Raw genomic sequence first — 18,685 nt, 5'->3', positions numbered from 1 at the left:
ATACCAGAATCTGCCCACCTCCGCTTTTTGCATGATGGATGTGCCAGTTATTTCTGCATAAAACTGGACTACCCCTCCGCAATCCCTTATAGTTACGGGCTTTAACGGCATACACGTCTGTGTTTTGTGCGACCCTTTCATGACGAGCAGTTTCTGCCAGGTTATTTCTCTGCTTCGTCCTCATTCCAAACCTCTTTTGCAAGATTAAAGACTGCCCAGCCTTTTGGCCAGCCTGCATAGAATGCTACGTGAGTGATGATTGCTGCGATCTCTTTCTGTGTTACCCCATGATCCTTTGCATTCTGTAAATGGAATTTCAAAGAGGAATCTGTGATTCCCTGTGCCATCAGTGCTACAACTGTGATGATACTTCTTGTTTTTAAATCAATATCTTCGTTATTCCAGTTCTCTCCGAAAAGAATGTCATCGTTAAAATGTGCAAAATCTGGTGCAAATGTTCCCAGAGCATTTCTTCCTGCTATCTGTGTGATCTTTGCCATGATATCAAACCTCCATCTTTCTTATTTATGGTAATTTGTTATACTCTTCTTCCGGTAAAAACTCCAGCCATTCGTTGGAAGCTCCCTCTGCTGGAACTTCAACAGCCAGATGCTGGAACCAGCTGTCTTTCGCTGCCCCGTGCCAGTGTTTTACTTCTGGTGAAATATTTACTACATCTCCAGCTTTCAATTCACGAGCTGGTTTTCCTTCTTCCTGGTACCATCCTCTTCCACCAGTAACCAGAAGGATCTGTCCACCTTTATGATGGATGTGGTATGCATTGATTGTTCCCGGAGCGAAAGTAACCAGACCAACTGGTACTCTCTCTGTTGTAAGCATATTCAAATAGCATTCACCTGTAAAATACTTTGCGAATGCTACGTTTTCTTCACCGATTGGAAATACGTTACCTCCACCTAAGTCTTTTTTCATCTGTTCGATATCCATAAAAAATTCCTCCTTGCTCTTTTTATTTTATGGTACAACCTGAAGTAAGCTCTAGGTCAATAGATTTTGCAACTTTTTACATAAAGTTCATAATTTTTCTGTGACAGTTTGCATTTCAGGTACACTCTATTTCTTATCGGTATCATCATACTCCCATATTGCTTTCTATGTCCAATACCCATTATTATGGGTTGCTTAATGCCTTTTAAGCATAATCTGTTTCTATATCACAATGCAAAACAGATCTGCTGTATTCTGGCAGACCTACTTTGCATTATGATATAGCTTAAATCTGTTTGATAAGATTCAACTCTTTCTTGGATAGTGCTTTTTTTAACTTCTGGTTTTCCTTTATTAGATTCTCATTTTCGCTTTTCAGTTTCTGTAGCTGTTGCCGGAGCAGATTCATTTCCGCTTCCATCGCCTGACTGATAATGTTTCTCCTTGGATCCACCATACCAGCCTGCTGTTCCATTGCTGCATCAATCTCACCTCTTACAATCGGATTCTTGTAAAAGAATCCTCTAGATAAACCAGTCTTTTGCATCAGTGCTGGTACGGACACCTTTTCTCTCTCCAACACCATTGTCCGTATTGTCAGGACTGCCCGTTCCACTTTTTCTTCGCTCTTTCTTTTATTCAATTCCAGCATCTTGTCGTATTTGCTCATATTCTTCTCCCCATCCGTCCAGATTTGCTAAGATAATCTGTGACATAAGATTTCTTACTTCCCTTGTCTCATCTGCCAGTCGCTGATTGCTCATTTTCCGGTAGTACTGGACGCTTTTCACTCCTTTATGACCCAGGAGCTTTGCTATGGTCCAATCATCCACATGGAGTTCTGTCAGCTTTACCCCATAACAGTGCCGGAACATATGCGTTCCAAATCCGAATAATTTCCCGCTGTCATCTCGGATATCTTTTTCATAGATCATTCGAAGCACTTTATCCTGCAAGGTTTGGTAACTGATTGGTCTCTCCGGTTTGTTCTCGTCCGCAAAGATATAAATGCTTTCAGGATAATGCTCATTTGCATAACTGACTGCCTTTCCAATCAGCTGTGCCAGCTCCCGGCTGATCGGTTTTTCATATCTTCTTGTTTTCGGCTGGTATATGATAATCATATCCTGACGGTCATGTTTATAAAGGCAGTCTTTCCGCAAGGTCAGCGTGTCGGAAATTCTGGTTCCAAGCATCTGGTGGATGATCATTGCCCTTGCTATCTGCTCTTCCATTTTTACAATCTGGGCATTCAGTCTTTTCAGCTCACTGTCCGAATAAGATTTGAATTCTGCTTTCCGTTCTGGCGGAAAATCAGATTTTAAAAACAGTTTTGTAAGATGTGGAAAATCATAAATTTTTCCGATTGTTTCCAGCACATTTCGAAGCTTTAGCAGGTCATCCCGGATGCCATTCCCTCCGTTTGATTCTACCTTGATGTTGATTAAAAATTGTTCTATGATCTCCCGGTCAATCTCTTCGCAGGTGCTGATCTTGGAATGCTTTTCATCCAAATACTTTGAAAATTTATTCATGGCGGACAGTTCACGTTTTATACTGCCAAGGGCTTCGGTTTTCAGATGATGGTAAATTGCTTTTTTTACTTCTTCCCGAATATCTGGTTGCCGGATTCCTCTGAAATTTAGTGTCTTATGGTTGACAATCGGATTTGTCCGCAGGATAAGCGGAAGCCTTTCCAGATGCCAGATATCCTTTGCCAGCTCATTGGTTTCTGATCGGTCCAGTGTAAATTCCAGAAGGCTTTCAAAATACCGGATCAGGGCAGCTTTTTCCACCGATTCAGTCTGAATGTTCGTCACTTTATGCTTCGTCAAAGCCCTACCGTTTTGTATCATCCACATTTTCAACTGCTTTATCCAGAAGTCTTTTTCTCTGTCAAGCAGGCTGTTTTCCTGATGGGATGACTTCTGAAAAAATTCACATAAGCTGTTAAAATAATGCCTTTCCCTTTTTATGGTCAGGATGGATACCTGCGTTCCACGGTAGTAAATGTATTCGACAAATTCTGTCTGAAGCTGGTTTTCCGGCAGTTTATCCAGATCAAAATATTGTTCCTTATTCAGCTTTTCCTTTTGCTCATCGGTAGCCAGCTTATAACATTCCAGTTGTTGGAATTTCAGTTTATTATCCATGCTTCTCTCCTTTCTGCATACAGGCAAGCAGGCTGTTTTCCTCTTCCTCAAAGTATGCGTCATTTTCTTTAGCAATTTTTCTTGGCATATAATCTATATACTGCATGGTCATTTCCTCAAACGTATGTCCCAGATAGTCCCGGATGCTTTGGATTGATACGCCATGCTCATAAAAATTGGTTGCTACGGTATGTCGGTAATCATGAGACTTAAAAATATATTCTCCATTCTGTATGCCTATCTGGGAGCAGTATTTTTTCATCTGCCCCATGAAGGTGCTTTTGGAAAATGCTCCACCTTTCCGATTCCGAAAAATGTATGCTTCTTTTTTGGTAGGGTGCTTTTTCAGATAAACCTGCATCAGACGATACAATGTTACCGGAATGGGAACCCTTTTATAATTTTTCATTTTCACCTGGTAGACCTTCGTCCAGCAGTCACCATTCTGGATATAATACGCATCCCCTTTTAAGGTGCAGACCTCACTGATCCGGAGTCCCACACACCAGAGATGTAAAAACATCATTCTCAGGTGTTCAGGAAACTGTGAGAGGTTTTGGATAATTTCCATATACACATCCTCTTCCACACTTCTGTCATGGTGGACTGGGATCTGTTTTTCCAAGTAATACGATGCATAAAACGGAACCTTTTTTATATACCCCTTTACTTCCAGAAATTTCATAAAAAACTGTATTCCCGAAACATTGGTATTAAATGTCTTTGCTCCCATAGCACCATTCTGCAAATTCTTTAAATATACATCAATCAGGCTGGCATCACACTTGGTAACTTCCAGTTCGCTGATCTCCTGCAAAAAATTTCGAATGGTTCGGAATCTTTCGTACACCGTGCTGAGCGCCAGTTCTCCGATTCCAATTTCGTACTTCATATATTCCTGAAGCAGCAATCGATTCTTGGGCTGTAGAACTTCCTGAAATGATATTTTTTCTATACTGTCACTCTGGTTTATTCTTTCTTTGGCAATACGAAACCGCTCTAAATACCAGATGGTAGCATCCCATCTTGTTTCATCAGTTTCTATAAAAATCACTTTACGGGCAGTTTCCACAATGCTCTTCAGTCGTTTTCGCCGTTGCTCTTTCTCGACTTTCTGCTTCAGGTAGTCCTGAAATGCTGTTTCCTGTTCCAGCTCCAGAAGCTGGATATCTGTAATCTGCTCCCGGATGCAAAATTCGTAAAAAAGCTGTAGCCCGGTCAGTTTATATTCCCTCAGTCTGGAAATTTCATAATTCTTCAGAATATATTCCAGCACGGTAAAAATCTGACGTTTCAGTTTCTCACTGGCTGCCGCTTTAAAATTCCAGACCATGTTGCTCCGACACCGTACCGTTTCCACACTCTTTACGATTACAGGATCTGAGTGGTATGGAACAAAAAGTATTTCATTTTTATATTTCCATTCACATTCCCTCTGTCCAGCCGGAGTTTTCATCCGTTCCCGGATGTACGCCTGCCGTATCCGGTCGAACGTTCCGGTATATCGGTAAATGTAATTTCGCTTTATCAGCGGTGTTATGTATAATTCAAATTTCATTCGCAGTTCATAATCTATTTCCGAAAGATGTTCTACCATCTCATCTGCCAGAAACAGCAGAATCTGTTCTGTAATGGAACTTCCTGCTTCCTCTTTTGCAAACTCCCGGATTTCTTTTCGTAGCTGCTCAATCCGCCTGCTCCGTTCTTGTTCTGCCTCTATAAAAGACTGTAAAAACGCAGGCATAAAAACCACCTCCTATAGCAATTCCTCAATCCCATACAGGGAGGAGTGTTTCTCGTAGAATTCCTGGCTGGCATCCAGCAGTTCATCATCCACAATGTCCAGATAATTGATGGTTGTCTGGATGTGGCGGTGTCCATAGGCCAGCTGTATCAGTTCCAGCGACCATCCTGCTTTTCTCCGCTCATTTCCAAAGTAATGCCGGAGCATATGAGGCGTGATCTTAATCCCTGTTTTCTTATCCATTCTTTTTAGCATGGAGTATACTGCTTCCACGTTCATTGGTTTTCCGATATTATCCCCGGAAATATTCACAAACAGGCTTGTCTGGTGCTGAAGTAGTTTTCGGTACTCTGCGATATACAGATTTAAAAAGCCGAAGGTATCTTTGCTGATCTTCGCACTTCGGTATTCTGCATTCTTTGCTCTCGCTCCATTTTCATTGTCCTCACGGAAATATACCCGGATTATGTGGTTCTGATAATCAATGTCCTTACTGTAATCAATTCCTAAGATCTCACCGATTCGGTAGCCTGTCTCTGCCAGAAGCAGCATGAGAAGCCGATCTCTTATATTGGTACACGCTTTCAAGATTTCCACAATTTCATCTTTCTTTGCTGCTCTCGCCTTATGCTCTTCCTCTTTTAAATAGCCTTTGAAACTCTTTGATCGTATGCTTTTCTTTACGCCTACTGCATCCACGGCTACAAAATAATTATAGGACAGGACTTTCAGCTCCCCGAACTGCTGGTACTCTTCTTCTATAAAAAGATAGAACCTGAACACATCTCTTAAGTATGCGTTGCAGGTTCCATTGTTTGGAGATCTGTGATTTTTATCTCTGGTATGCTTCCCGGCTTTCAGCCAGTATAAAAATTCCACAAAGTGATTTGTCTGTTCAACATAAGGCATTTGATATACGTCTGTCAATTCCTTTTTCTTTTCATGGATGTATTCCAGATAGTACAGGATTGCAAGTGCGGAGCGCCGCACCGTATTCGGTGAACATTTACTCCGTATCTTGTGCATCAGATATTTGGTTGGAAGCAGGACGATATCCAGTGTTTCCACATCTCTGATAAAGAAATAAACGGTGGAACCCTCTCTTTCTTTTTCCAGTTCATATCGTCTCATTCCTGCTCACTTCCTTTCCTCTAACGCTATACACAGTATACCCAACTCATGCCGATAAAGCTATCACAAATACCACCAATTCGGTCAAAACCGCTCCTGAAATACCACTAAACTTTTTGTCTTATTTTCTGTCCAGATCTGGGCAGAACCAACAACACCACGGATGTTATCAGCTGTAGTAACGCTCCACTTTCCGGCTTCGGATAAAGTCCTCTACTTCATCGATTTTTTCTGCCATCTGGCACTTTGGCAGGGCGTCCAGAACATCTCCCCGGTACTTTCCTTTCTTTGCCGCTCGGTGGTCTAAAATGGACACTACACAGGTGTCCTGCTCCGTCCGGATCGCCCGTCCGAATCCCTGGCGCAGTTTCTTCTGCATATCTGGAACAACAACATTTTGAATGTAGGATTCCAGTGATCGGTATTGTTCCCTTTGTGCTTCATGGATGGGGTCCGGTACAGCAAACGGCAATTTTACAATGATCAGGGACGATACCATATCCCCCGGAAAATCCACACCTTCCCAACAGGAGCCGGCTGCAAACAGAACGGCATTTTCCATCTTCTTAAACCGTGCGATTTCTTCCTGTGAGTTTCTCCATACCTGCACCATCGGGAACGGGATCTGATCCCGCAGGAGCTGCTGCACATTTCCCATCAGGGTATAAGATGTAAACAGTACCAGTGTATGCCCAAAAGTAGAACACACCAGATCACGGATCTGGCCTGCAAGTTGCTCGACCTCTTCCCGGCTTCCCTTGAGCGTCGCTTTTAAATTCTCAGGAATATAGAGCAGACAGTTCTCTCTGTAACAAAATGGGGATTCTGCTACACACTCCCGGACTCTGCTTTTCTTTTCCAGCCCGGTCATCTGTCTGGTCCTTACAAACCCATTTCCGGCTTTTAAAGTTCCACTGGTGAGAATCGAGGGAAATCCCCTGTCCCATAAGGAATCATGGAGAAACCTTGGAATCTCTCTGCTAACAGCCATAAACACAGGATCTCCCCTGCCGTCTGGCTGAAGAAATAAAACGTATCTGGTATCCTTCTTCAGAAACCAGCCGAACAGCTCTTCCATCTCTTCCAGCCGCCGGAAGATCCAGTAAGGGACATTTCCAGCAAGTCTTTTAAGCATAAGACTGAGATTCCCCCTTACCTGCTCCAGAGAAGATCGGCACTTTGCCGGAAAATAGAAATTTTCTTTTCCAGCTATGTCATCTCCCATCCCGGCCTGATCCTTACGGATTTCCATTGAAAGTGTATTAAACCAATCCTGTAGTCTCTTACCTTCCGAACTTTTATGCTCCCTGTTTAAGAAATACGAGATTTCCTGCACATCCTCTCTTCCAATACTTCTCCCATCCATCTGGCTGGCAGCTTCTGGGAGCTTATGTGCTTCATCTACTACCAATGCTCTGTAATCCGCCAGCAGAGGCCGGTATTCATTCATCCGGTGCATGGCGTCTGCCAGAAGATAATTGTGATTGCATATCTGTATAAAAACTTCCTCTTTTTTGGAAACATCCAAATATTTCTGATAACGGCATCCTGCTTTCCCCGGACACTCCCTGGGGCAGAATTTCGGTACGCACACCAGCCTGCGGTCAAAACCGCTCAGGTTATGTACGGAATCTAAATCAAAGTTATGCCGGAGGGACTTCAATGCCTCCATCTGTGCCTGATTTTTATTCTTATCCCGGACTGCCTCCAGTCTTTGGGCCAGCCTGTAATCGCATACAAAATGTTCCTTTCCCTTGCGGACAACTGCCTTTAATTCTCCCTGAAGCAGATCTGCTTTTAACAGTACATCCGATAAAAAAGGAACATATTCCTCTATGATAGCTTTCTGTAAGGCAATGCTGGAAGTGGATACCACCACAGGCCGCCTGTCACATCCCGAATAACCGGAATGCAGTACACTATATTTCCGCATCAGGATGCAGGCAGTCAGATAGGCATAGGTTTTTCCAATGCCCACTCCTGCATCACAGAGCGTGATCTCATTTTTCATAAGGGCATCCAGCATTTCATGGCAGAGACGGATCTGTTCTTCTCTTACGTGAAGCCCGACTTCCGGTAGAAGTTCCCGAAAGATTCTTTCCACTTCGCCATGCGCCCTTTTTTGATATTCATTTTTATAACACATTACTTCTCCTTGCCGGGAAGCTTATCTTACCGTACCCTTACGGACGGATCTGACTGCTTCCGGTGCTTTTGCTCCCTGCTCCTGCATTTTCTTTATGGCAGCATTTCCCCGTGCCATCATCCTTCGGATATCCGTCCGGGAAACATTCCATGTCCTTACCTTCTGTGGAGCATTCCTTACCTGCTCGGACAAATGCCTTTCACAGAGTTTCGGATAAACCACCATGGCTTCTGGCAATTCCAACGGATACTCGATCATGGGATGGTACACAATATCCCGGATCACCTGCTCATAGCTTTCCATCTGCATTCTGGCTGTACTATCCTGGTAAATATTTTTTCCTTTCATGGCACTGTAGACCTGCGATGAGATATATCCCAATGATTCAAAACTACAGTATCCATAAGGAGTTACACCGGAAAGGGAATCCGGATCTTTTAAGGCATTCAGATATACATCTTTTCCCTGGGCGATCAACCACATCCGAAAATCGGAAAAGCTGTCATCACTGCACCCTGTTTCCATCAGAATACCTGCCGCTGTCCATAAGCCATACTTATAAGCTGCATCCCGGTAACTGTAAACCAGATTATGGAATTGCAGAACATCCTCCGGTGTCATATAGAAAAGCTGTTGCTTGATCCACACCGCCGAAGCATCCAGATCGGTGCCGCACACTTCCTTTGCTTTTTCAATCAGATTCCAGAACTGATCCTTGCTCATCCCACTTCTTTTTGTTTCTTCCATCTTTCTCTCCCCTTGATGTGACGTTAATACCACAAGAATACGGCTGTAGTCTCCCACAGCCGCATGGTATCTGATATCAACGACACACTTCTTCATTGATTTCTTTTTTATCTTGCTGTTCCGCATTTGACCTCGCACCCCCGGAACTATCCCTGTATTTCTTCTGGGAAAGGGGACACTACAGGCGGGCGGCTGGCCTGCCGCCGCTCACAGATGTCCTGGGGGGCTTTCTGATTACAACCCGGAGTCCATCTTCCGCTCTCTGGCTGGTAACGTGTATCATTATCCCCCATCCGTGATCTTGGCGAAAGGCTGCCACCGCCTTATTCACAGCTATGCTTTCTCGCTCCAAGTCTAAGAATCTTTACCCTATACTTAATCATGGCGCTCATACTGTCACGCTTCTACGGTTGGGAACGTACCTGTAGTGCCGATATTCACTTGCCAAAGAACAGCCGAGGGATGTCCCTCTGCTTACTAGCCGATGGCAGTGTATTTTTTTATTCACTTCACAAAAAAATTTTTTATCGTGATTCCCCGGATCTGTTTTTCTTTTTTCCTTTTGCCGGATTCTTCTGCTGTGCATCTTTCTTCTGCTTTTCTTTCTGCTCTTTGGCTTCTTCCGGCGGCATCTTCATCACATGAAGTTCCCCGTTAAACAGGGTGAAAATTTCCGGTGACTGATATTTTTCTTTAAACTTTTCAATCTGCTCCGGTGTCAGCGAAGTAAAATCGTCTTCTGTCAGTCCTACTACAAGGAATGTTCCGGCAATGGCATCATAGACCTGTCCTCGGTCATCGTACAATGCCCGATTTAACGGCAGCCCCTCAAATTTTCCATTGCCGTTTAAAAGGATTCCAACTTTATCATCAAACGGATAGGTCATTTCAATGTCACCGCCTACCGCCTGCTGCAGATCCTCCAGCTCATTGGGGATGTTCTTGACATAGGGTGCTTTCATCGGCTCGACTACCAGCACCGTCATCATTTCTTCCTGCATTTCGGACACTTCTTTCTCATCCATCGTATCAATCCTCCTGTCTGTTCGTTCTGATAATCAGCCGATGAGAGCCTTTTGTTTTATTCAAATTTCATGGACTTTTTGATTTTCTCCCGTAACCTCCGCAGTCTTGTATAAACAGTCTGCTCCGGCAGTTCCATGTGATGGCTGATCTCCTTTGGTGCATATCCCATCATCTTCAGAACAACCATCTGAAGAGTTTTCTTGTCAGTCGATAACAGGATCTGGAGCAATTCCTCATTCTCCACGGTATCGAGCAGGGCTTCCACACTCTCTGGCTGAGACTCTCCTGATTCTTTTTCTTCCAGAAGCAGTTCCATACAGTCCAGAAGTGAGGTCTGATGTTCCCGGAATCTCCGCTCTGCGTTAAAATCGTTCCAGTCATACTCCCGGAGCTTCTGGATCGTCTCTTCATCCACACCCTGCTCACGCAGGATCTTCTCTTCCTCTGCTTTCCACTGGTTCCATCTATATTCTTCTTTTGCTTTGTTATAAGCCACTTATCTTTTCCTCCGATCTGAATTTTTGTGAAATCAAATCGGAGTGTGGCGGTGATCTGGCTCGTTCTTCCTGTCCACAGGAATGTCCGGCATCTCTGCTGTTTCCCTGCAAACACGGATCTCCTTTGTAATCATATCTTTACAAAGGCACAGTGTATCGGATGCACCTGTCAGTTAACGGTCAGAAACCTGTCAATTGACGGTCAATTTTTATCACCTTCTTTCCAGCACAAATAAAATAAGACGAACAATCTTTTTACGGATTATTCGCCTTACTGCTGTTCGTTTTCATTATTCAATTCAAATTTGTAACCTATATCCCTGACACTGACAATGCAATTCCCGGCACCGTCTTCAACGACATTCAACTTTTTTCTCAATCGCTTTACCAGACACCAGATGATATTTTTAATATCACCAACAGAATAATCTTTCCATACAAGCTGGTAAATCTGTTCAAATGTGTATAGCCATAGCTTAACCTCCCTGTCGTGCTGGGGGCTTCGCTGTCGTCTTTGCCCTGTGATACCAGTCCCAGATTGCAGCGTCAGCTATCAAACGGCGGTTTCCATTCTGTATATATTCAAGCTCGCCGCTATCCATAAGCTCGCGCAGCTTATTTTCCCCGATACCGCTAATCTTGCTCATTTGCTCAACGGTCTTTAACATAGGGAATACAGGGATAGCGGGGCTTGTTGTTTCCTTTTTTGCCATAGGAAAATACCCCCTTTCATAAATGGCTAAAAAGTCAAGTTACAAAAAGTGGGCTTTAACCGGGCGGCTGTTAGCACAACCTCGCGGGAATTGCACCCCTGCTCATTTAAGGCAGCTTTACCCATTGCCTGCGACGCTCTGAACGCTCGGACTGTGGATGTAAAGGCTTATCTTCCCTCAATGCGTGTCGTCGCCCGCAAGCTGCTAACTTGCTTCCCGTCGCGGTGTTTTTCGCTCGGCTTTTCCCGATAAGGAAATAGCGTCATGGCGCACCCTCTGTATGGCTCGGCGCAAAAAGGACGTACCCGGTTTGCCCTATACTGCGTCGCCGTTATCTTGCGTCGCTTTCTTTGTCAAGGAACATACGGGGCTGCTGCGGATTGATACGAAACGGAAAAGGGGTTAGATGATTTGACAGTTCATATATGAGGGTAGAAGTGTCCCCGGCGGTGGACGAGCTTTTTTTGATAAGCTGAAATGTGCCGTACTTTGTCGATACGCTCTATATATCATGGCGGCTACCTCCATTAGCCGCCGTTTTTACGGTGTTAGGGTCGTCGTAGACTTGCCGATAGGCAAAAAGAAGCGGCGGCTCTGAAAATCAAAGCCGCCGTAATTTAGAAATGGCGCGTGAAAATACCTCTGCTTTGCGACGGCTTTTTTTCTTTTGCCGTCGTCCGGCAGATTATTTTTTTATGAGTAAGGGCGAAAAATCAATCGTAATCATAAAATTATGGTCATGTATTTCAATTATTGGATTTGTACAATTCATCATAAGTAATAGCTTTTTCACAATGTAAAGTCCTTGTCCAGACGTACCATTACTTCTTGAAACATCTGCTACATAAAAGCGTTCCAACAGTTTTGAATATTCTTCTGTAGGAATAGATGCAACAGGATTTTTAATACAGAGTTGTACAGAATCTGCAATATTAATTAGTTGAATTACAACATTATTTGTAGTGGATGTTACCGCATTGAATATAAGATTTTGTATAATGCGAATACACGCCTTTCTGTCAGCATTAAGATAGATGTCCATATTAGGTATTTCTATTTGGGGTTCAATTCCATTAACGCTGAAAATCGAATAATTGTCTAGCAGGATTTCAGTAAGCAATGAGCATAGCTCAACCTTTTCATAGTAAAATGGATATTGTCCTGCTTCTAAAAGAGAGATTTGATAAAAGTCATCTATGAGACGTTCTAATCTCAATGCTTTTCCGGATAATGCTGAAATATATTCCGCTCTTTTTTCATCAGGCGCACTTGATAGAAGTTGCAAATATCCGCGAATGGAAGTTAGTGGTGTCCGTAAATCATGAGAAAGGCAAGAAATATTCTCTTTTAATTCATTCTCCTTTTTTTGAATTTCGCCCAGATAAATATTATCTTTTGATACAATCTGATTTATGATTTCAACCAAATGCTCTAACCGCCTATCAGATAAAGACACTGTAACTAACTTTTTCGTTTTTCTATTCAGAATAGCATTTAGTTGGACGATTACTTTATATATCTGTATTTTCCAGTTAATTAAAGAAATTGAAAGGATAATGACCAATGCTATCAGAACAAGAAACATAATCGCCCAACCCATATTCTACCTCCCTTTTACTTGATTTCTTTTCTAATCATAATAAGACCGCCAACAATCAAAAGAGAAATGCACCCTATGAAATAGAATGGTAAATGCTCAATAATACCCATTGTGCGACAAGAGCTGAAATTCATCCAATAGTACATAGGATTTCCATATACAAAAAATTTTAAGGGTATTGAAACCGTCTCCATATCACTCCATAGCATTAAGTAAACAGACGCTCCACTGAATACATATAAGCAGCAAATCCCTGTTACAATCCCTGTATTTTGAATAACGACACATAAAAAAATAGAAATGCTTTCTAATGCTAATAAAACCGTTCCGCAAGCAAGAGCCCATCCCAAAAGGTTTATTACTTCACTCGCAGTTGGAATGTAACCGGATTGTATGATTTCAATAACGAAAAATGTAGCTACAAAAATCAGATACGTTATCAGAGACACCACCAATATTGTAATCGCTTTGGTGTAGTAGAGAATAGTTCGTTTAGTGCCGTATGCAACAGATAATTTGATTGTACCCGTATTATATTCTTTTGTAAAAAATATGGTTGCAAATAAAATGCCAATAATCCAGAAAAAGGCTGTATATGCAAGAGATGAGCGGGCAACAGTTTGAAACGTTGGTATTTCACTAGATAGATAACACTTAGCTTGAAATCCGATTACACTTTCTGTTCCATCTCCGGCTCCAAAAAAAGTCATGTCACCAAGTGCAAAAGAGACCATTATAACCGCCGCACATACGCCTAATATAGTTATCAATATCTTTGAGTGACGCAATTTATAAAATTCAGCTTTAAAATGGTTAATCATTTTGGCACCCTCCTATCAAATTAGTGTAATAAGTTTCAAGACTATCTCCAGATTGTGCTAACTGATAAATCGTAATATTATTTGCACTTAGCAACGCTGATACTTTTCCGGCATTTTCAACATAATCATATAGATGAATACTTTTGTCTGGCATAACAGAAAAATTTGAAGTATTCAGTTTGCTTTCCAATAAAACACTAGCAGCAGCTACATCATTCACTTGCAACAACAAATGCTTTTTGCAGCGTTTGTCTAACTCTGTAGCGGTAATTTCCTGTAAAAGTTTCCCCTCATGTAAGATACCATATCTATTTGCTAATTGATGAAGTTCCGTGAGAATGTGACTTGAAATCAAAATAGTGATTCCACGTTCTTTATTTAGTCTTTTGAGTAAGTTTCTTAATTCGATAATTCCAGTAGGGTCTAGTCCGTTAATTGGTTCATCTAGTACGAGAAATTCAGGATTCCCAAGCAAAGCGATTGCGAGAGCTAGTCTCTGCCGCATACCCAAAGAGAAATCTTTTGCTTTTTTCTTTCCGGTATCTTTCAAACCAACTAATGCTAAAGCATTATCAATGCAACCTTTTCCTGGAATACCGCGTTGCAAACGTTGTACCTCCAAATTTTCATAGGCTGTCATATCAAGATAAAGAGAAGGGCTTTCAATAATACAGCCAATGCGCTCACGCTGCTTTGCAAGTTTCTTATTGCTTTCACCGAATAAAGCAATTTTGCCAGTAGTAGGTTCTGCCAGTCCGGTTAGTAAACGAATCATTGTTGTTTTACCGGCACCGTTTTCTCCGATAAACCCATAAATATCTCCTTGCATTACAGACATAGATACTTGATTTAGGGCTAGTGTATTGCGATACTTTTTTGTGATGTTGATAGCTTCAAAAACTGTTACGTTCATTTTTTCACAGCTCCTTTCTTGTTATTTAGTATCGCAGACAATTCCTTGAATAATCTAAAGGTAAAGCTAAAGATTATCTAAAGCTCACTTTGCAAATCGGTAACCCAAGCCCCATATGGTCTTAATTCGGCAGCCTTCGCCCTTTAATTTTTTTCGTAAGTTACTTATATGTGTGTTAATGACATCATTATCCCTTGCAAATGGTTCTTGCCAAATACTTTCATAAAGATTTTGCTTAGAAAAAACTTTATCAGGATATTTCGCCAGTAGTTCTACAAGTTGATACTCTTTTGCTGTAAGCACAATAATTTCGTCTGCAACAGTAACTATTTTTGAAGATGTATTAATGGAAAGTTCTCCAAAGGTCAAACAAAGATTGGGAGTATCTTTTTGACTTCTTAGCAAATTGCGTTCAATTCGCGCTAGTAATTCGTCCAAATCAAACGGCTTTGTTAAATAGTCATCAGCACCCAAGCGTAGCAGTTCGACTTTGTTGAATGTTAAACTTTTTGCAGAAACAACAATTACAGGTACGTCTGAAAATTTTCTGATATTTCTAATTAACTCATCTCCACTGATAAAAGGAAGCATTAAATCTAAAATAATTAAATCTGGGGATAATTCTTTTATACGTTCAATCGCATTTGCACCAGTAAGTGTGAAGAAGACTTGATAATTGTACTTTTCCAGATGGTCTTTTATCATAACGCAAATTTCTTTATCATCTTCGATAATTAAAACATTATTCATGTTGAAACTCCTTTCTGCGTCTATCAGTCGGCTTTTCTGCGTTCTTTGGGATCAGCCAAACACCAGCCATCTTCACAGCGCCGGGGATACGCCCACCAGCACAAAAATAATTTACCCTACGAGGTGTCACGCCCCACTTCTCGGCGGCCTCTTTCAATGTCATATAGTCCATTTCGCACCTCCACAGAGTACATTATAGTTCTCTTTCTCGAACAATGCAAGGAACGAAATGTGAATTATAAACTTCAACCAATCTGCATATAGCAACATTCCACGGGCGAAGTATGAATTATACAATGTAACTGGGTGATGTTATATGGCGAAAGTTGAAGATTGTCCCGGTTTTGAAACCTTCGGTGCAGATGTCAAAGCTGCACGAGAGGCAAAGCGTCTGGCACGAAAAACATTGGCAGAAATGGTTGGGATTGAATGGCGGTATCTTGCCAACATTGAGAATCAAGGTGCGATTCCGAGCCTGCCTGTGATGATCCAGTTGATTAAGGTCTGCGGACTTCCCGTGGAACGGTATTTTAACCCGGAGATTATACGAGAAGAAAGCGAACAGCGGCAACGGGTCAGCCACAAGCTGAAGCTTTGCCCTGAAGAATACCTGCCGATTATCGAAGGTGCCATAGACGGGGCGCTCAAAATGGAACAGACTGCGAAGCAGAAGGAGGACGCATAATCGCGGCCTCCTTCTGGCGTTTCTGTATCATGTTTCCCGGCACTTTTCCAAAAGTTCCCGACACCTCTGCTGGATTTCTCCGGTTTCTGTCACAGTCAGGTCACGGTCATTTCCGGTAATCTTATCTTCCAGAAAGTTGGCGTATGTACCCAACAAAGCGTTCCGTAAATCCTCCGGGGTTTTCTGTATTTCAGCGCTGTACCAGTCATTCCGGTGGGGTTCCCATGCCATCAATGTATAACCGTGGCTGGTCTGAACCACCTCATACAGAGGATCATCATCCAGATATGCCTGAAACACTTTCAAAATCTTTTCAAAGGTCAGCATTTCCCGCACCTCCCATTCAGCTGCAAATCAGTTCCCTGATTAAAATTTCCTCAATCTGTGCCGTTAATGTGTTCATCAGCCCCACCCAACGCATGGGGTCACAGGCTTTCAGTTCTTCCGTGACACCCGCAGTCTCCATCATGTGAGGCAACATAGTTTCCACACGCCCCTGTGCTGTCCGCTCAATCTCTAACAGGTGTGGATACAGCTTCTCGCTCATCAGCAGATGGTTGTAGAGAATGGGGCGATGTTCCTTTAGGTAGGATTTTCGCATTTTGCCGTACTTGCCGATAGAAGTTTCCGGCTGTTCAGAAAGTTTTAGGTTTGGTATATCATAATCTCCACAACGAATGTAAGTCAACTTACTCATATTCATTCTCCTTTGCTTCGTGATGATTAGACTGCTGCGCTGGCTGCTATGCTGCCTTTGCGCGGTTCTTCTTTTGGTAGCTGACCGATAGTAGAAAAAACACCTTTTTTCATATCCTCAGCCCGGATCAGGGCTTTCTTAGCGTCCATTTCCGCTTTTTTCTTCGCCTTGATTTTGTCCTCATACTGTTTCTGTGCGCCGCTGGCTTTCCGCTTCAAATAATTCTGATGAAGCCTGTCCTTGCGTTCTTCTTTTTTCCGCAGTTCTTCCTGTTCCTCCGGGGTTAAAGGAACCGGCTGTAAGGATGGTGGGATATAGCGTCCTAAAAAATTGAAGTAGATTTCAATTTCCTGCGTGGTGTCCTGACTACCTTTTCTGGCGCGTTCGTGGACAAGGATTTTCTCTACAAACTCATTGAGCATGGTGTTTGTCAGCGTGTCAAAATTCTCGTACTTATCAATCAGGGCTATAAATTTCTCCGCTGATTTCTGGCTTTGCTCGTAGCCGGTAACAGCCTTTTCCAGCTCCGCAATTTCAATCTCAAGTGCGTCCTGCTCTTTGGCATACTGTGCATCAAGCGCCCTATATCGTGCATCCGGCAGCTTGCCGAGGGCATTGTCCTCATAGATTTTGCAAATCAGTTTTTCCAGTTCTCCGGCTCTCTTTTGGGCAGCAGCCAGACGCCTGCGCTTTTTCGATATATCGGCACTCTGTTGAGCAACCTGCGTCTCCTGAACAGTGTGAATAAATTCCGTCCGGTCATTTCTCGAATATTCAGCGATAGCCCGGAGCGTGTCGGAAACCAATGTCAGGACAGCACTCTCATTGATACGGTGTTGTGTAGGGCATAGTGTCCCACACGGAACTTTGGTATAATTGGAACAGGTATATTGAGAAACCCGCTTGCCATTGTTGGTGCGGTGGACATACATCTTGCCGCCGCAATCGGCACAATAGAGCAAGCCTGTGAGGGGAGCCGCTTCGCCCCAGCCGTTTGGATAACGCCGTACATTGCTGCGGATTTTCTGCGCCAAATCAAAGGTCTGCTGGTCGATAATGGCTTCATGGGTATTCTCAAAGATCGTCCATTCGTCCTCAGAAACATAGTGGCTTTTCTTGTCCTTAAAGTGCTTGCGGGTCTTGAAATTGATGGTATGCCCTAAATACTCTCGTTTTTTCAAAATGTTCACGATGGTAGATGATCCCCATCCATAGGGGTCTTTGACCGGCTTTGAACGGTTCACACCCTCGTTGAAGCGGGCAAGGTGTACGACAGGAATTTCAATCCGGTCTATGGATAATTTGCAGGCGATCTGATAAGGCCCATATCCCTCCAGCGTGAGGGAGAAGATACGGCGTACCACTTCGGAAGCTTCCTCATCTACCAACCAATGCTCCCGCTTTTCATCCCACAAGTAGCCGTAAATCACCGTGCCGGTCAGGTGCTTGCCACTCATGCCTTTTGACTTAAACACAGAGCGGATTTTCCGGCTGGTGTCGCGGGCGTAAAACTCATTCATGATATTGCGGAAGGGCGTAAAATCATCGTCGCCTTTCAGACTGTCCACACCGTCATTGATGGCAATTAACCGGACGCCGCGCTGCCGCAAAATCTCCATGACCTGGCCGACTTTCAGATAGTCACGCCCTAACCGGCTCATGTCCTTGATGACGATTGCCTCTACACGCCCTGCCTCCACTTCCTCCATCATCGCCAAAAATCCGGGGCGGTCAAAACGGGTGCCTGAGATACCATCATCGGTAAAGTGCGTAGGGTTGGGCAGCCCATTCCGGCGGGCAAAATCCTCTAACATCTGTTTTTGGTTGGATATGGAGTTGCTCTCGCCCTGTAGCTCATCGTCCCGGCTCAGGCGCTCGTACAGTGGGGTGATTTTTTCATTTCTCATGGCTGTACCTCCTGAAACAAAAATGCTCTAAGTGATTGCTTCACTAACCATGACAAAATCATGATTAAGAAGTCACTTAGAGCATATATCACCGGCAGCCAGCTTGTATTTTTTGTACTGCCTTACCGCAAAATGGTTCGGGTCTTTCTGCTCCAGTTCATCAAACATCAGATCTACTGGATTCTTGAAATTCTCATCATCTTCCCT

At 43.1% G+C, this 18,685-nt stretch carries 20 protein-coding genes and 2 pseudogenes; 1 reads left to right on the top strand and 21 read right to left on the bottom strand.

Annotated elements, in window-relative coordinates:
* From LI112_RS16565 to LI112_RS16480, 18 genes and pseudogenes are all read right to left on the bottom strand, one after another.
* A pseudogene (locus LI112_RS16565) lies at window positions 1–184 on the bottom strand (cupin domain-containing protein); the annotation flags it as partial.
* A 1-nt stretch (window position 185) separates the two neighbouring features.
* Window positions 186–500 (bottom strand): annotated as a pseudogene (locus LI112_RS16560) (carboxymuconolactone decarboxylase family protein); the annotation flags it as partial.
* A 25-nt stretch (window positions 501–525) separates the two neighbouring features.
* Window positions 526–948: a cupin domain-containing protein gene (locus tag LI112_RS16555; protein WP_008400007.1), complete on the bottom strand. Its 423-nt coding sequence runs from the start codon at window positions 946–948 to the stop codon at window positions 526–528.
* Window positions 949–1,234: 286 nt separating this feature from the next.
* Window positions 1,235–1,618 (bottom strand): DUF6262 family protein, encoded by a 384-nt coding sequence (locus tag LI112_RS16550; protein WP_015533403.1) that lies wholly within the window; start codon window positions 1,616–1,618, stop codon window positions 1,235–1,237.
* Window positions 1,584–3,101, bottom strand: a complete 1,518-nt coding sequence (locus LI112_RS16545; protein WP_015533402.1) for a tyrosine-type recombinase/integrase — start codon at window positions 3,099–3,101, stop codon at window positions 1,584–1,586. Before LI112_RS16545 ends, LI112_RS16550 begins: the two co-directional genes overlap by 35 nt.
* A complete protein-coding gene (locus LI112_RS16540) occupies window positions 3,094–4,845 on the bottom strand; it encodes a tyrosine-type recombinase/integrase (protein ID WP_227191108.1) in 1,752 nt (583 codons plus the stop codon). Before LI112_RS16540 ends, LI112_RS16545 begins: the two co-directional genes overlap by 8 nt.
* 12 nt (window positions 4,846–4,857) lie before the next feature.
* A complete protein-coding gene (locus LI112_RS16535) occupies window positions 4,858–5,976 on the bottom strand; it encodes a tyrosine-type recombinase/integrase (protein WP_015533399.1) in 1,119 nt (372 codons plus the stop codon).
* Window positions 5,977–6,145: 169 nt separating this feature from the next.
* Window positions 6,146–8,122 carry an ATP-dependent DNA helicase gene (locus LI112_RS16530; RefSeq protein ID WP_055057433.1) on the bottom strand — a complete coding sequence of 659 codons (1,977 nt, stop codon included), beginning with the start codon at window positions 8,120–8,122 and terminating at the stop codon, window positions 6,146–6,148.
* A 21-nt stretch (window positions 8,123–8,143) separates the two neighbouring features.
* A complete protein-coding gene (locus LI112_RS16525) occupies window positions 8,144–8,869 on the bottom strand; it encodes a DUF4240 domain-containing protein (protein WP_055153011.1) in 726 nt (241 codons plus the stop codon).
* Between the two features lie 524 nt (window positions 8,870–9,393).
* Entirely contained in the window at window positions 9,394–9,894 is a 501-nt protein-coding gene (locus tag LI112_RS16520) for a DUF3846 domain-containing protein (RefSeq protein ID WP_015533396.1), read from the bottom strand.
* A gap of 56 nt (window positions 9,895–9,950) precedes the next feature.
* Window positions 9,951–10,391, bottom strand: a complete 441-nt coding sequence (locus tag LI112_RS16515) for an ECF-type sigma factor (protein WP_055057436.1) — start codon at window positions 10,389–10,391, stop codon at window positions 9,951–9,953.
* A gap of 272 nt (window positions 10,392–10,663) precedes the next feature.
* Window positions 10,664–10,918 carry a winged helix-turn-helix domain-containing protein gene (locus LI112_RS18565; RefSeq protein WP_227231715.1) on the bottom strand — a complete coding sequence of 85 codons (255 nt, stop codon included), beginning with the start codon at window positions 10,916–10,918 and terminating at the stop codon, window positions 10,664–10,666.
* Entirely contained in the window at window positions 10,869–11,105 is a 237-nt protein-coding gene (locus LI112_RS16505) for a helix-turn-helix domain-containing protein (RefSeq protein WP_015533395.1), read from the bottom strand. The genes LI112_RS18565 and LI112_RS16505 overlap by 50 nt, the downstream gene beginning before the upstream one ends.
* Before the next feature lie 685 nt (window positions 11,106–11,790).
* Window positions 11,791–12,705: a sensor histidine kinase KdpD gene (locus tag LI112_RS16500; protein WP_014081148.1), complete on the bottom strand. Its 915-nt coding sequence runs from the start codon at window positions 12,703–12,705 to the stop codon at window positions 11,791–11,793.
* Window positions 12,706–12,719: 14 nt separating this feature from the next.
* Entirely contained in the window at window positions 12,720–13,526 is an 807-nt protein-coding gene (locus tag LI112_RS16495) for an ABC transporter permease (protein ID WP_055057437.1), read from the bottom strand.
* Window positions 13,519–14,439 carry an ATP-binding cassette domain-containing protein gene (locus LI112_RS16490; RefSeq protein WP_015533989.1) on the bottom strand — a complete coding sequence of 307 codons (921 nt, stop codon included), beginning with the start codon at window positions 14,437–14,439 and terminating at the stop codon, window positions 13,519–13,521. Before LI112_RS16490 ends, LI112_RS16495 begins: the two co-directional genes overlap by 8 nt.
* Before the next feature lie 84 nt (window positions 14,440–14,523).
* Window positions 14,524–15,189 (bottom strand): response regulator transcription factor, encoded by a 666-nt coding sequence (locus tag LI112_RS16485; protein ID WP_014081151.1) that lies wholly within the window; start codon window positions 15,187–15,189, stop codon window positions 14,524–14,526.
* On the bottom strand, window positions 15,182–15,361 hold the full coding sequence (locus LI112_RS16480) for a helix-turn-helix domain-containing protein (RefSeq protein WP_097792203.1): 180 nt from the start codon (window positions 15,359–15,361) through the stop codon (window positions 15,182–15,184). The genes LI112_RS16485 and LI112_RS16480 overlap by 8 nt, the downstream gene beginning before the upstream one ends.
* Window positions 15,362–15,505: 144 nt before the next feature.
* Between LI112_RS16480 and LI112_RS16475 the strand changes: the two genes are divergently transcribed.
* Window positions 15,506–15,874 carry a helix-turn-helix transcriptional regulator gene (locus LI112_RS16475; protein WP_021650277.1) on the top strand — a complete coding sequence of 123 codons (369 nt, stop codon included), beginning with the start codon at window positions 15,506–15,508 and terminating at the stop codon, window positions 15,872–15,874.
* 27 nt (window positions 15,875–15,901) lie between these two features.
* Here LI112_RS16475 and LI112_RS16470 read toward each other — a convergent pair whose 3' ends face one another.
* Genes LI112_RS16470 through LI112_RS16460 form a run of 3 tightly spaced genes read right to left on the bottom strand, consistent with a single transcriptional unit; the run spans window position 15,902 to window position 18,478 of the window.
* On the bottom strand, window positions 15,902–16,201 hold the full coding sequence (locus LI112_RS16470; RefSeq protein ID WP_021650276.1) for a hypothetical protein: 300 nt from the start codon (window positions 16,199–16,201) through the stop codon (window positions 15,902–15,904).
* 16 nt (window positions 16,202–16,217) lie between these two features.
* Window positions 16,218–16,571: a TnpV protein gene (locus LI112_RS16465; RefSeq protein ID WP_097792205.1), complete on the bottom strand. Its 354-nt coding sequence runs from the start codon at window positions 16,569–16,571 to the stop codon at window positions 16,218–16,220.
* A gap of 26 nt (window positions 16,572–16,597) precedes the next feature.
* Complete coding sequence (locus LI112_RS16460) at window positions 16,598–18,478, bottom strand: recombinase family protein (protein WP_227191107.1); 1,881 nt, start codon at window positions 18,476–18,478, stop codon at window positions 16,598–16,600.
* Window positions 18,479–18,685 lie beyond the last annotated feature (207 nt).

The sequence above is a fragment of the Blautia sp. 210820-DFI.6.14 genome, from assembly GCF_020558815.1.
In the GTDB taxonomy this organism is placed as follows: Bacteria; Bacillota; Clostridia; order Lachnospirales; family Lachnospiraceae; genus Blautia_A; species Blautia_A obeum.
This window is presented reverse-complemented; position numbering and strand designations above follow the sequence as displayed.

Excerpts from the sequence above, each read along its gene's own strand:
- LI112_RS16475 (WP_021650277.1), top strand. The coding sequence starts at position 15,506 with ATGGCGAAAGTTGAAGATTGTCCCGGTTTTGAAACCTTCGGTGCAGAT.
- LI112_RS16465 (WP_097792205.1), bottom strand. The coding sequence starts at position 16,571 with ATGAGTAAGTTGACTTACATTCGTTGTGGAGATTATGATATACCAAAC.
- LI112_RS16545 (WP_015533402.1), bottom strand. The coding sequence starts at position 3,101 with ATGGATAATAAACTGAAATTCCAACAACTGGAATGTTATAAGCTGGCT.
- LI112_RS16470 (WP_021650276.1), bottom strand. The coding sequence starts at position 16,201 with ATGCTGACCTTTGAAAAGATTTTGAAAGTGTTTCAGGCATATCTGGAT.
- LI112_RS16530 (WP_055057433.1), bottom strand. The coding sequence starts at position 8,122 with ATGTGTTATAAAAATGAATATCAAAAAAGGGCGCATGGCGAAGTGGAA.
- LI112_RS16495 (WP_055057437.1), bottom strand. The coding sequence starts at position 13,526 with ATGATTAACCATTTTAAAGCTGAATTTTATAAATTGCGTCACTCAAAG.
- LI112_RS16480 (WP_097792203.1), bottom strand. The coding sequence starts at position 15,361 with ATGGACTATATGACATTGAAAGAGGCCGCCGAGAAGTGGGGCGTGACA.
- LI112_RS16460 (WP_227191107.1), bottom strand. The coding sequence starts at position 18,478 with ATGAGAAATGAAAAAATCACCCCACTGTACGAGCGCCTGAGCCGGGAC.
- LI112_RS16490 (WP_015533989.1), bottom strand. The coding sequence starts at position 14,439 with ATGAACGTAACAGTTTTTGAAGCTATCAACATCACAAAAAAGTATCGC.
- LI112_RS16540 (WP_227191108.1), bottom strand. The coding sequence starts at position 4,845 with ATGCCTGCGTTTTTACAGTCTTTTATAGAGGCAGAACAAGAACGGAGC.
- LI112_RS16485 (WP_014081151.1), bottom strand. The coding sequence starts at position 15,189 with ATGAATAATGTTTTAATTATCGAAGATGATAAAGAAATTTGCGTTATG.
- LI112_RS16555 (WP_008400007.1), bottom strand. The coding sequence starts at position 948 with ATGGATATCGAACAGATGAAAAAAGACTTAGGTGGAGGTAACGTATTT.
- LI112_RS16520 (WP_015533396.1), bottom strand. The coding sequence starts at position 9,894 with ATGGATGAGAAAGAAGTGTCCGAAATGCAGGAAGAAATGATGACGGTG.
- LI112_RS16525 (WP_055153011.1), bottom strand. The coding sequence starts at position 8,869 with ATGGAAGAAACAAAAAGAAGTGGGATGAGCAAGGATCAGTTCTGGAAT.
- LI112_RS16550 (WP_015533403.1), bottom strand. The coding sequence starts at position 1,618 with ATGAGCAAATACGACAAGATGCTGGAATTGAATAAAAGAAAGAGCGAA.
- LI112_RS16505 (WP_015533395.1), bottom strand. The coding sequence starts at position 11,105 with ATGGCAAAAAAGGAAACAACAAGCCCCGCTATCCCTGTATTCCCTATG.
- LI112_RS16535 (WP_015533399.1), bottom strand. The coding sequence starts at position 5,976 with ATGAGACGATATGAACTGGAAAAAGAAAGAGAGGGTTCCACCGTTTAT.
- LI112_RS16500 (WP_014081148.1), bottom strand. The coding sequence starts at position 12,705 with ATGGGTTGGGCGATTATGTTTCTTGTTCTGATAGCATTGGTCATTATC.